At 66.8% G+C, this 12,689-nt stretch carries 10 protein-coding genes; 3 read left to right on the top strand and 7 right to left on the bottom strand.

Annotated elements, in window-relative coordinates:
• Positions 1-3 precede the first annotated feature (3 nt).
• The gene (locus AB4Y44_RS20885) at positions 4-1,152 is read left to right on the top strand and encodes an enoyl-CoA hydratase/isomerase family protein (protein ID WP_368700758.1); all 1,149 of its coding nucleotides are present in this window, start codon (positions 4-6) and stop codon (positions 1,150-1,152) included.
• Positions 1,153-1,156: 4 nt separating this feature from the next.
• Here the strand turns inward: AB4Y44_RS20885 and AB4Y44_RS20880 are convergent, their stop codons facing one another.
• Positions 1,157-2,545, bottom strand: a complete 1,389-nt coding sequence (locus AB4Y44_RS20880) for a chloride channel protein (RefSeq protein WP_368700757.1) — start codon at positions 2,543-2,545, stop codon at positions 1,157-1,159.
• 154 nt (positions 2,546-2,699) lie between these two features.
• On the bottom strand, positions 2,700-3,020 hold the full coding sequence (locus AB4Y44_RS20875) for a pyrimidine/purine nucleoside phosphorylase (protein WP_254316758.1): 321 nt from the start codon (positions 3,018-3,020) through the stop codon (positions 2,700-2,702).
• 235 nt (positions 3,021-3,255) lie between these two features.
• Here AB4Y44_RS20875 and AB4Y44_RS20870 point away from each other — a divergent pair, with 235 nt between their 5' ends.
• On the top strand, positions 3,256-5,517 hold the full coding sequence (locus AB4Y44_RS20870) for a TonB-dependent receptor (protein WP_368700756.1): 2,262 nt from the start codon (positions 3,256-3,258) through the stop codon (positions 5,515-5,517).
• Between the two features lie 97 nt (positions 5,518-5,614).
• Here the strand turns inward: AB4Y44_RS20870 and AB4Y44_RS20865 are convergent, their stop codons facing one another.
• Positions 5,615-6,415, bottom strand: coding sequence for a family 1 encapsulin nanocompartment shell protein (locus tag AB4Y44_RS20865; RefSeq protein WP_324161712.1), 801 nt, complete (start codon positions 6,413-6,415; stop codon positions 5,615-5,617).
• Positions 6,408-7,493 carry a Dyp-type peroxidase gene (locus AB4Y44_RS20860; protein ID WP_342918949.1) on the bottom strand — a complete coding sequence of 362 codons (1,086 nt, stop codon included), beginning with the start codon at positions 7,491-7,493 and terminating at the stop codon, positions 6,408-6,410. Before AB4Y44_RS20860 ends, AB4Y44_RS20865 begins: the two co-directional genes overlap by 8 nt.
• A 148-nt stretch (positions 7,494-7,641) precedes the next feature.
• On the opposite strand from AB4Y44_RS20860, the gene AB4Y44_RS20855 reads away from it, so the two are divergent.
• Positions 7,642-7,914 (top strand): hypothetical protein, encoded by a 273-nt coding sequence (locus AB4Y44_RS20855; protein WP_069261746.1) that lies wholly within the window; start codon positions 7,642-7,644, stop codon positions 7,912-7,914.
• A 16-nt stretch (positions 7,915-7,930) separates the two neighbouring features.
• Here the strand turns inward: AB4Y44_RS20855 and AB4Y44_RS20850 are convergent, their stop codons facing one another.
• From AB4Y44_RS20850 to AB4Y44_RS20840, 3 genes are all read right to left on the bottom strand, one after another.
• A complete protein-coding gene (locus AB4Y44_RS20850; protein ID WP_342918948.1) occupies positions 7,931-10,009 on the bottom strand; it encodes a VTT domain-containing protein in 2,079 nt (692 codons plus the stop codon).
• Positions 10,010-10,276: 267 nt separating this feature from the next.
• Positions 10,277-11,491, bottom strand: coding sequence for a CaiB/BaiF CoA transferase family protein (locus tag AB4Y44_RS20845; RefSeq protein ID WP_368700755.1), 1,215 nt, complete (start codon positions 11,489-11,491; stop codon positions 10,277-10,279).
• Between the two features lie 55 nt (positions 11,492-11,546).
• Entirely contained in the window at positions 11,547-12,683 is a 1,137-nt protein-coding gene (locus tag AB4Y44_RS20840) for an acyl-CoA dehydrogenase family protein (protein WP_368700754.1), read from the bottom strand.
• Between the last annotated feature and the right edge of the window lie 6 nt (positions 12,684-12,689).

Genomic DNA, 12,689 nt, shown 5'->3' with positions numbered 1-12,689 from the left:
ACAATGAATGCAACACCCGCTTCCGCCCAGGCTGCAACGGAAGCCGAAAGAGACGTGCTGTTCCGCGTGGTCGATCGCGTGGCGATCGTCACCCTCAACCGGCCCGCTGCGCTCAACGCGCTTTCGCACGCCATGGTGCGCGAACTGGCCGTGCTGCTGGAACGCGTGCGCACGGACGACGGCATCGTCGCGCTCGTGCTGGAAGGTGCGGGGCCAAAAGGCTTTTGCGCGGGCGGCGACGTGCGCGCGATCTATCAGCTTGCACGCGAGAAAGCGCGCGAAGACGCAAACGGCTGGCAGCAATTCTTCGTCGACGAATATCGCCTCGACTATGCGATGCACACGTTTTCCAAGCCGCTCGTCGCGCTGCTCGACGGCGTGACGATGGGCGGCGGCATGGGTCTCGGCCAGGCGGCCGCGCTGCGCGTGGCGACTTCGCGCACGAAGATCGCGATGCCGGAAACGCGCATCGGGCTCTTGCCCGATGTGGGCGCGACGCACTTCCTCGCGAAGATGCCGGTGGAGATAGCGCTTTACGTGGGCCTGACCGGCGCGATGCTCAGCGGCGCGGACGCGGTGCATTGCGGCCTTGCCGATGCCTGCGTGCCGGGCGAATGGCTCGATGGCTACGAGGCTCGTCTGCGCGCCGCGCAATGGTCGGGCAATGTGCATGCTTCGTTGCACGAAGTGTTCGTCGCGCCGTGTCACGAGGCCAACGATGGCGGGCTCGTTGCGTTCACGCCGCTCATCGTGCGGCACTTCGACCGCCGCCTGCGTGTCGAGCAGATCGTCGCCTCGCTGCGCGCCGACCTCGAACGCGAGCCCGCGCAAGCCGAACGAGCGTGGCTCGAAGCCACACTCGAAGCGCTCACGCACTATTCGCCCACGATGCTCGAAGTCACGCGCGAAGCGCTGCTGCGCGGCCGCCAGATGACGCTCGCCGAGTGCTTTCGCATGGAGCTTGGCATCGTTGGCCGTGCGATCGAAGAGGGCGACTTCTGCGAGGGCGTGCGCGCGCATCTCGTCGACAAGGACCGTAAGCCGCGCTGGGCGCCCGCCACGCTCGTCGAGGTGCGGCCCGAACGCGTGCAGCATTTTCTTGCGTCGCCGTGGCGCGGCGAGGCGCATCCGCTGGCGGACCTCGGCGCATAACGGTTCAGTCGGAGGACTCGCGCGCCGACGGCTCGCGCAGGGCGGCGAGCCGCAGTTCATGTTCGGCGCTAGCTGCCGGCATGCCGTGAGAAGGACCCTGCGCACGCGTCAGCAGCCGCAGCGTCGCGACTGAACCCGCCACGGCGAGCAGCAGCGGAATCGCGAGATCGTGATTCGCGTGCGTGAATTCGAGAATCAGCACGATTGCGGTGATGGGCATCTGCATCGAGGATGCGAGAAATGCACCCGCGCCGACGATCGCGAATGCACCCGGCGATAGACCCGGCCATACATGATTCACCAGCCCGGCGATCACGATGGCGAGCAGCGCGCCGTTCGCGAGCCCCGGCGTGAGCAGGCCGCCCTTGGCGCCCGCGCGCAACGTGGTCGTCGTGATGAACACGCGCAGCACGAGCAGCGTCGCCGCGAGGCCGATGCCGAGATTGTCGTCGAAGCTCAGGCCGGCCGCGCCCTTGCCGTTGCCGAGCAACTGCGGAAACCAGATGGCCAGCAGGCCAATGCCCGCGAAATTGACGAGCGTGTAGAGCGGCAGCCGCCAGTCTTTGGGCGAGGCGTCGCGCGCGCGGCTCGTCAGGCGCGCGAAACCGTGCGCGGCCGCGCCGAACAGCGGCCCGCAAAGTACCGACCACACCACGAGCTGCGCATTGATGCCATAGGCGGGCACGTGGTATTGCTGCGCGTCGCCGAGACCGATCCATGCGATCACGGCCGCAATGGCCGAGGTGCTGATCGCCGGCACCGCCACCGACCAGCCGAACGTGCCGAGCAGCACTTCGAGCACGAACATCGCACCGCCCAATGGCACGTTGTAGACAGCCGCGAGCCCCGCGCCCGCACCGCACGCGATCATCACGCGTCGCTCCGCAGCGGTGAGGCCCGTGCGCTTCGCGAGCCAGCTCGCGAACGCGGCGCCGATCTCGCGCGGTGCGACTTCGCGCCCGAGCGGCGAACCCATCGCGACGGTCACGATCTGCAGCAGCGCGTGCACGGTGGTCGCGAAGATGGGCATGCGCTTGCCGCCCGGCTTGATCGCCGCGCTGATGCTCACGAGCGGGCGCGCGTAGCGATAGAGCGCCCACCATCCGCCGCCGGCGATCAGCCCGCACGCCACGAGCACCGCTACGCGCCGCCAGGGCGCGGTATCGGTCACGCCCTGCAGAAAGCTCTCCTCGCCGATGATGTGCCCCGCGCCGTAGCCATAGGCGACGTGCTGGATCGCGTGCAGCAGCAGCGCGAGCAGCATGCCGGAGAGACCCGCGCCGATGCCGGTGAGCACGGTCACGAGCGCCAGCGTGACGAGCGGGCTGCGCGGAGGCGGACGATCGGCGTTGGCGCGAGAGCGCGGCGAGGGCTGGGAAGTGAGGGATGACACGGCGGGAAGACAGGCGTGGGAGTCGCCAGGCGACGGGCTGGCGCCCATTGTAGCGAGGGCATGCGAGCAGCGCGTCCAGCACGTTCAGCGCACCCGGTAAAAGCGAAAACGCCCGCCGCGAGTCACGCGGCGGGCGTTCGAATCGATGTCGCGCTTACAGGTAGCTGCAAACGTAGTCGAGCGTCTCGACCACTTCGATGTCGAAACGGCTCTTGCCCGGCACCGAGAACGACTCGCCGGCGCTGTAGGTCTTCCACTCGTCGGTGCCTTCCAGGCGGATGCGGCACTGGCCGGCCTGCACTTCCATCAGCTCGGCGGCGTCGGTGCCGAAGTTCAGCGTGCCCGGCAGGATCACGCCGAGGGTCTTGCGCGAGCCATCGGCGAACAGCACGGTGTGCGACACGCACTTGCCGTCGAAGTACACGTTGGCGCGTTTGATTACGGAAACCTGGTCGAATTGTGCTGCTGCCGTCATGGCGGTCTTCCTCTGTCTTCATGAATGGAACCGGGCGCCGGGACGACGCGTCGTCCGGGGCGAGGCCGCCATCATACCGGCAGTCGGGCGCGGCAGGCGCATGGGACCGCCATGCCGCCATACGGTTTGCGAATTGAATGTTTACAAATAAATAACGAGTTATTACAATCGCTATCACAAATGAGAATCATGCGCATTTGCAACTACGACAATTCGCCGACCAACTCGCCTACTCATGTCCGTCTATTTCCCGACGCGGATGCGCGCCATCGCCTCCGTCGCTGCGCTCTATTGCTCCGGTTTCTTCGCATCGCCGCTCGTTCACGCGCAAACCGCGCCCGCTGCCGATAGTCCTGCCGCCGCGAGCGCAGCGGCAGCCACGCCCGCATCGTCCACTGCGGCCGCAGAAAGCACGCTGCCCGCCGTGAAGGTCGTTTCGGCGCCTTCCGACATGCAGACCAAGACGCTCGAGTCGTACAAGTTCACCGCGCCGCTCATCGACACGCCGCGCTCCATCACGGTGATTCCTGAAGAGGTGCTCAAGCAGAAGAACGTCACGACGTTCCAGGACGCGCTGCGCACGGTGCCCGGCATCACGTTCCTCGGCGGCGACGCGGCGGCGAATCCGTCTGCGGACCGGCCCGTGATCCGCGGCTTCGAGTCGCGCAACTCGATCTTCGTGGACGGCATGCGCGACTCGGGCGTGCAGAACCGCGAGACCTTCGACGTGGAGAACATCAGCGTCATCAAGGGCCCGGACTCCGTGTATGCCGGGCGCGGGTCGGTAGGCGGCAGCATCGACATCACGACGAAAACGCCGCAGGCCGACAACTTCATCAACGGCAGCGTGGGCCTTGGCACCGATAGCTACAGGCGCGCCACCATCGACTGGAACCAGACGCTCAACGACACCACCGCGTTCCGCCTGAACGCCATGGGCCACGACGCCGACCAGGCCGGCCGCACCGACGTGTACAGCAAACGCTGGGGCGTGGCGCCCTCGATCGCGTTCGGCCTGAACACGCCGACCACGGTCACGGTGAGCTACTACCACCTGAACACCTACGACATGCCCGACTTCAGCGTGCCGTTCCGCTCGACGGGCGGCACGCCGGTGTCGTCCAACCGCGGCCAGTTCTACGGCCTGAACTCGCGCGACTACCGCTACGGCCAGACCGATACGGGCGAAGTGAAGGTGGAGCACCGCATCAACGACGCGTGGAAGATCAAGAACACGACGATGTTCGGCCGCTCGACGCTCGACTACGTGGCGACCAATCCGCAGCTGACGAGCGCGACCTCGAACATCCTCAGTCTGCAGGCCAAGAGCGGCAAGTACGCGACCAACAGCGTCGCGAACCAGACCGAGGCGAACGGCAAGTTCGATCTCTACGGCATGCGCCACACGTTCACGGCGGGCGTGGAATTCAGCCACGAGCAGGACCTGTACGAGGGCTATCTCGTGAGCGATTCGGCGGGCAACAACATTCGCTCGGGCGGCCCGTGTTCGGTTGCGTACAACTGCGCGTCGATCAACAACTGGAACCCGAATAACCCGTGGACGGGCAGCATCGTCCTCAATGGCGACAAGAGCTTCCCGGGACCTGCCACGCATACGCAGACGAATATCGCTTCGGCGTACATGTTCGACAGCGTGCAGCTTTCCGAGCGCTGGATCTTCAACGCGGGCTTGCGTTTCGATCGCTATGACGTGAGCGCGCAGCAGGCGGGCGTGGCTGATCTGTCGAACACGTCGAATCTGTTCAGTTACCAGTTCGGCCTCGTGTTCAAGCCGGTGCCGACCTTGAGCCTCTATGCGTCGTACGGCACCTCGGCGAATCCGCCGGGCTCGAATTCGGGCCTCGGCGGCGGCACGGACCAGATCACGGCCACGAACAAGGACCTCGCGCCCGAGCGCTCGCGCAATATCGAAGTGGGCGCGAAATGGGACGTGCTCGAGCAGCGCCTCTCGCTCACCACGGCGTTGTTCCAGACCGACAAGACCAACGCGCGCGTGAGCGACGGCCTGGGCGGGACGATCAACGCGGGCTCGCAGCGCGTGCGCGGCTTCGAGTTCGGCTTCGCGGGCAACGTGACGAACAAGTGGTCGGTGTTCGGCGGCTATTCGTACCTCGATGCGATCACGACCGATGCCGGCCCGGCCAGCCCCGCGCTCTCCGGCTTGCCGATGGTGATGGTGCCCAAGCACAACTTCACGCTGTGGACGAGCTATGACGTGCTTCCGAAGCTCACGGTGGGTGCGGGCGCGACGGTTTCGAGCCTGACTTATGCATCGGTTTCGGCGACATCGCGCAAGTGGACGCCGGGCTATGCGCGCTTCGATGCTGCGGCGACGTGGCGTGTGTCGAAGAAGATCGATCTGCAGCTCAACGTGAACAACATCTTCGACAAGGAGTACTACCAGAGCGCGTACCCGATCTACGCGACCTGGGCGCCGGGCCGCTCGGCGGTCGTGACGGTGAACTTCTATCAGTGATCGCGCACGCCGCTAACGCCGCTTTCGGCGAGGCATGAAAAAAGGGGCGCTCGAAAGAAGCGCCCCTTTTTCGTGGCCTGCAGGAATCAGCGCAGGCTCATTCCGGCTTCACCGCCACCGAAGCCTCGGAAGTCAGCATCATGAACGTGAAGCTCTCCTGCAGATACAGCTTCACGCTCTTGTCGTCATGCGACGAATACCCGATCGACAGGTCCTGGCCGAGGTGGAACGCGAAATCGCCGCCACGCGTGCTCAGGATCGCGCCGCCCTCGATGGCCGGCGCCCAGATGATCTCGCCGTTCACGAGACGGCGAATGTGCTCGAGAATCGGATAGCCCATGTCGCTCGCTTCGCTCACCGCCGTGTACGCATCGGAGCCGAGCAGGACCGCGTACGGGCCGTCCACGCCCTGCAGGCGCAACTGTTCGAGCGCCTTGGCGATGACCGTGGGGTAGTCGGCGATATCGGCCGGCATCGGCAGGATCGGGTTCGACGAGCCTTCGCGGATGCCCGTGATCTGCGCGGCCGTGTAGCCGTCGAAAATCGCGCGGTCTTCCGCGAACGCGAGGCGCGTGGCCGCGTCCTTGGCCGGCTGCCAGTCGGAGTCTTCGGCGCCGCGCTCGACGTCGTCGATGGCGTCGCGCGAAAGTTCGAACGGCACGCGCAGTTCCACGATCGCCTTCACTTCGCGCTGGCGCGCGCGGATGCCTTCGAGCGGCGCTTCGATGCCGTTCTGGTGGCCCGTGCCGACTGCGGCGAGCGCCGGGCCGCCGGGGCCCTCGACGTCCACGACGCGGCGGCCCGCGAGCGAGCGCTTGAAGGTGCGCGCAACTTCTTCTTCGATTTGCGACCACGCGGCCGTGGAAATGGGCGCCAGCTCGCGATGGAGGTTATTCATACCGGGGTGCTCCTTTGAGGGATCCGATGGCGAGCGAGCCGTCCGCGCTCGGCGCGGCGGCAGGCTCGGTTTCTGTTTCCGATGCTGGGTCGGCGCTCACCTCGATGGTGGGCGCGGCGCCCGGGTCGACTTCGGCGAGCGCTTCGAGCAGCGTCTGCGACGGCACGAAGAAGAGGCCCCCCGTGACGGCGCGGCTGAAGTCGAGCAGCCGGTCGTAGTTGCCGGGCGGCAGGCCGACGAACATGTTTTCGAGCATCTGTTCGATCGGCTCGGGCGAGCGCGCATAGCCGATGAAGTAGGTGCCGAATTCGGCCGAGCCGGGCCGGCCGAACGGCATGTTGTCGCGCAGGATCTTGATCTCGTTGCCTGCGTCGTCTTCGAGCGTGGTGAGCGAACTGTGCGACCAGCTCGGCTTCACGGCTTCGTCCAGTTCGATGTCCTGAAGCTTGGTGCGGCCGATGATGTGCTCCTGGGCCTCCACGGAAAGCGCGTTCCAGCCTTTCATGTCGTGCATGTACTTCTGCACGAGCACGTAGCTGCCGCCGCAGAATTCGGGATCTTCGTTTTCGCCGATCACCGTGAAATGGACGGCTTCGTTGCCCGTCGGATTCTCGGTGCCGTCGACGAAGCCGATCATCGCGCGCATGTCGAAGTTGCGAAAGCCGTGCACTTCGTCCACGGTCGTGACCGCGCCTTCCAGGCGCGTCATGAGCTGGGTGGCGAGCTCGAAACACAGGTCGGTTTCGTCGGCGCGAATGTGCAGCAGGATGTCGCCGGGCGTGGCGATGGCCTTGCGCTCGCCCGTGCCGAATTCGCGGAACGGGTGCAGACCGGCCGGGCGCGGCTCGCCGAACAGCTTGTCCCATGCGTCGGATGAAAAGCCGACCACGCACGACAGATTGCCGGCGGGCACGCGCTTGCCGACCGCGCGCACGAGGTTGGCGACGTCGGCGCACCAGGCGCGCACGGTGGCGCGGCTCGCGGCGTCGTCGTTGACGGTCGCGACGATGAAGAAGGCATTGCGCGTGACGGCGCTGGAGACGGACTGCGGTTCCTGCGTGAGAGAGGCCGGCGTCATGATGTGGGGTATCGCTCGTGAGTCCAGAGTCGGGTTTGGGTTCTGCTGTGCCCGCATAGTTTAGCCAAACTCGGGGAAAACGGCCGTTTGCAGGCGAGAGGGTGCCGTGCGAGGATACTCATCATCATGGCCATTGTGGAGACACACCATGTGGGACCACACCGAGCATGAAGGCTTCGAGATCTGGGTGCTGCCGATTCCGGCGTTCGGGCCGCGCGCGCCCGAGCCGCTGTTCCACTACAGCGGCTACATCTGCCGCCACGGCGCGGACGCCCATGTCGAAGGGCGCAGCGTGCGCTTTCACGACATGATGCGCAACTACACGGGCCCCGACGCCGCGCTCGACGCCGCCTACGCGGACGCCCGCAAGCGCATCGACCGCTTCCACGCCACGGGAAGCTGGGCCGAGAGCACGGCCTGAGCCTTCAATTTCCCTTTCAGCGGCCGCCCTGCACGATCAGCTTCACGGGCCGCCCTTCGCAGCTCACCTCGCCCGGCAGCGCGAGCGTACGCCAGCCCGCCGGCTGGCCGGGGGCGCTGAGGTCGGTGACGTCGTCGGGATAGGTCGTGACCACGTTGAACGGCCACGACCCGCGCCGCAGCCGCTCGTGGACGAGCGAGCCGACCCAGATCGGCGTGGGCTCCCCGTCGCTCGCGTGGCCATCGCCAGTGTCGTTCCCATTGCGCCGCGGCGCGAGCGCATAGCCCGAAGGCCAGAAGCGCAGCACGTCGCGGCGGCTGCCCGGCTCGCCCGCGTCGCCAGGCTTCCCGGCGAGGCGCGCGCGGGCGAACACGAGCGGCGAGGGCAGGCCGTTGTTCAGCTTCGGCAGCAGCGGCAGGGACATCACGTCCACATTCGGGGCGACGAGCGACAACACGCTCCTCACCGAGATCTGCGGACCTTCGGCCCAGCCCGCGTCGCGCAGCGCCGTGCGCAGATCGTCGGCGCTCGCGGCCCACTGGATCGTCATCGGTTCGCGGCGCGCGCCTTTCATGTCGAAGCGATAGCACGCAAACGTCCTCCACAGCGAATCGCTCCACTGCATTTGCGAGAGGACGACTGGCGGCGCCGCCGCGGTCGTGGGCGGCGCGGGCGTGCGCCCGCCCGGCACCGTCTGCAGCAGAACGGCGCCGACCAGCACGAGGAGCACGATGGGCGGCACGTATGCGCGTTGCGGCGGCCGCTTGGGGTAGCGCCAGAGCGAGGTGAGCACCACGATCGCCACCCAGATCGCGGCGAAGGCCGCGCCGCCGATGGCGTCCGAGAACAGGAAGCGGTCGAAATAGAGCCCCGCGAACGCCACGGCGACGATGATGCCGTTGCCGAGCGCGGCGACGAGCGCGGCCTCCAGCATGCTCGCGCGGCGCACGAGCAGGAACATCACGAAGCCGTAGACGATCACCATCGACGACACGCGGTCGCTCGGGAACACATAGGCCTCGACGGCCTGGCCGCCGCCCGGCGACGTATGGTGGATCACGAAGCGCAGGATGAGGATGAGCAACTGCGAAACGGCTGCCGCGATCATCCAGTAAGCGATGGTGCGCCAACGCCGCTCCAGCACCATCCAGATGCCCACCGTCGCGATGAGCGCCGCGAGCGTCCAGGTGCTGCCGAGCGTTTCGACGCGCGCGAGGGCCGCGTCGGCCCAGGTGGTGCGGATCGACTGCAGGAACTGGCGCACGGACTGGTCGATCTGCACGAGCGGCGCGCCGCGCAGCACGTTGCCGAGCACATAGGAAAACACGGCTGCGCACACCGGCACGAGGCCCGTGATCACGATGACGGGGCCGAGCGCGGGCTGCGCGGGGTCGAGCAGGCGGGCGATGCGCTTCGAGGCGCGCCCGGGATGCTGCGCTGCCCACTGCGCCGCGCTGCGCCGCGACGCGCCGGCCCAGTTGTCGATGTGCAGTAGCAGCATGCGCACGAAGCGCCAGATGAGCCAGAGCGCGAGAGCGACGATGCCGATGACGACCACCAGCCGGAACGACACCGCGCCCGCGAGCTGGAGCGAGGCGCCGAACACGACGCCCGGCACGATATGCGCGGGCGCCCAGACGAGCGCGGAAATCACGTTCATCATGAAGAAGCGCATGGGCTTCATGCCGGCCATGCCCGCGACGATCGGCACCACGGCGCGCAGCGGCGCGATGAAGCGCGCGAGGATCACGCTGCGCGTGCCGTGGCTCACGAAGTAAGCGTGTGCACGCTCGAGAATGGCGGGGTGGCGGCTGAACGGCCACATCTGGGCCAGCGAGCCGCGGTAGCGATGGCCGATCCAGAAGCTCACGCCGTCGCCGGCCACGGCGCCCGCAATCGCGCAGACGAAGAGCCAGCCGAGGTTGATCGTGCCGGTGGCGGCGAACGCGCCGGCAATGAACATCGCCGTGCTGCCGGGAATGAACGTGCCGATGAACGCGAGCGATTCGAGGAAAGCGGCGACCACGACAAAGCCGAGCGTCCACGTCGCGTGCGCGGCGAGCAGGTGCAGCAAATGATCGTAGGCGTGCTCCATGAGCGGGGCGGGTTCGTTTGCTGGGGCTCGCGGGGCGGGCGCGAGATCGGGCGGGTGCCGGTCCGCACCGGCCTTGCGCAACTAGCCGCAAGCGGCGTGCGGGACCATCAGGCGCAATATAACCGGGCGCGCGCAACTACGTGCGACGCGAGGCCAGACGGGGCGCAGCGAGGGGGCAAAGGCGGGACCGCGTCGCGCGGCGGCGACGCGGAAGGGGGAGCGGCGAATTTTTTGCGCTCGCAAGTCCGGCTATGACCGGGACAAGACTCAGATGACCCCCTTCTCCTTCAACCCGGCCAGTTGTTCCGCCGAATAACCGAGCATCGACTGCAAGATCTCCTGCGTGCCTTCGCCCAGCTGCGGAGGCGCATGCCGCACGGGCATTCGCTCGCCGTCGAAGCGCCACGGCGGCGCGAGCACCGGCGTCGTGCCGCTTTCAGTATGCGGATGCGGCTGCTGCGTGACGAGCCCGCCAAGCGTTGCGCGCGGCGACAGCAGCGCCTCGCGCAAGCCCGCGACTTCGCCGCACGGAATGCCCGCGCCCGCGAGCCGTTCGAGCAACAGTTTGCGCGGACGGCTGCCCAGTTCGCGCGTGAGTTCGGGCACGAGCGTCTCGCGGTTCTGCCCGCGCAGGATGTTGGTCTTGTAGCGCGCGTCGTCGGCGAGGTCGGCGCGCTCGATCACCTCGCGGCAAAAGCGCTCGAACTGCGCGTTGTTGCCCACGGTGATCACGAGCGGACCATCGGCCGCATCGAACACGCCATACGGCACGATCGACGGATGCGCATTGCCGTAACGCGGCGGGTCCTCGCCGATCAGCAGCGCTTCGAGGCCGTAGTAAGCGGTAATCATGAGGCCGCAGTCGAACAGCGCCATCTCGATGTGGCGCCCGCGACCCGTGCGCTCGCGCTCGTAGAGCGCGGCGAGCATCGCCTGTGCGGAATACATGCCCGTGAAAAGATCAACGGCCGCCACACCGAATTTGAGCGGCGGCTGGTCGGCTTCGCCATTCATCGCCATGAGGCCCGTTTCGCCCTGCACGACGAGGTCGTAGCCGGGGCGCTTCGCTTCGGGTCCCGTGCGGTCGTAGCCCGAAATCGAGCAATAGATGAGACGCGGATTCTCCGCGCTCAGCTGCTCATAGCCGAGCCCGAGCTTTTCCGCGCCGCCGAACTTGAAGTTCTGCACGACGATGTCGCTGGTTTGCGCCAGCTCGCGCACGATCTGCTGGCCTTCGGGCGTTTGCAGATCGAGCGTGATCGAACGCTTGTTGCGATTCACGCTGTTGAAGTACGCAGTCTCTGTCTTGCCGACGCGCACGCCCCAGTCTCGCGTGTCGTCGCCGCGGTCGGGATGCTCGATCTTGATGACTTCCGCGCCGAGGTCGCCAAGCACCATCGCGCTCCACGGCCCGGCCAGCACGCGCGAAAGATCGAGCACGCGCACGCCCGATAGAGGCAAGCTGTTTTTGTCCGTCTGCATCAACCGGTACTCCTGGTTCGTTGTCGGGGCAACACAGTCGCCCCTTCTTCATGGCTCACGCCGCCTCACGCCCCAATGCGATATAGCGCGCGAGATGATGATCCTCGTCGCCAAGCTGATGATCGATCATCACGAGCCGCTTTGCATAGTGCGCGAGCGGCAATTCCCACGTCATGCCGATGCCGCCGTGCAGCTGGATCGCTTCTTCGGCCACGCGCGCGCCAATGCGCCCGATCGTGTACTTGGCGGCCGAGAGCGCACGTTCGCGCTGCGCGCGCGGCGCGTCGATCGCCGCTGCCGCGTTGATGACCGCCGAGCGCGCCTGCTCGATTTCGAGCAGCACGTCCGCCATGCGATGCTGCAGCGCCTGGAAACTGCCGATGGGCAAACCGAACTGCTTGCGCGTGCGCAGGTATTCGAGCGTGAAGTCACGCGCGATCTCCATCGCGCCCACGGCTTCCGATGCGAGCGCGACGATGCCGTATCCGCGTGCATGTTCGAGCGTCGCGAAGCCGCTGCCTTGCGCACCGACGAGCGCATCGGCATGCACCTTCACGTTGTCGAGCGCCACTTCCGCTGCGCGGCCGCCGTCGATCTTGCGGTAGCCGCGCAGGCTCACGCCCGCTGCATCGCGCGGCACGAGGAAGAGCGAGATGCCCGCTTCGGCGAATGCATCGCCGGAGGTCCGCACCGAAACGAGCAGCAAATCGGCATGTTCGGCATGCTGCACGACGCCCTTCGCGCCCTGCAGCACCCAGCCATCTCCGCTTTTCTCCGCACGCGTCGCCACGCGTGCCTCCTCGTAGTGCGAACCGGGCTCGTCGTGTGCGAGTGCGGCGATTTGCGAGCCGTCGATGAACGAGGCGATGCGCGCGCGCTGTGCCGCGCTGCCCGCGTGGGCGAGCGCGCGGCCCACGATCAGCGTGTCGAGGAACGGCTCGACCACGAGTCCGCGCCCGAGCGCTTCGAACACCACGGCGACATCGAAGCCCGCGCCGCCAAAGCCGCCATCGGCCTCGTCGAACAGCGCGCCGATCACGCCGAGTTCGGCGAAGCGCTGCCACATGTCTGCGCTAAAGCCTTCTTCGGAGCGCGCGATTGTATCGCGCGTATTGAAACCGTATTGCTCCGTGATGAAACGATTGAGCGTATCCGCAAGCATGCGGCGGTCTTCTGTATGCTGGAAGTCCATGGCGTG

The sequence above is a fragment of the Paraburkholderia sp. BR10937 genome (genome assembly GCF_040965695.1).
Lineage (GTDB): Bacteria > Pseudomonadota > Gammaproteobacteria > Burkholderiales > Burkholderiaceae > Paraburkholderia.
This window is presented reverse-complemented; position numbering and strand designations above follow the sequence as displayed.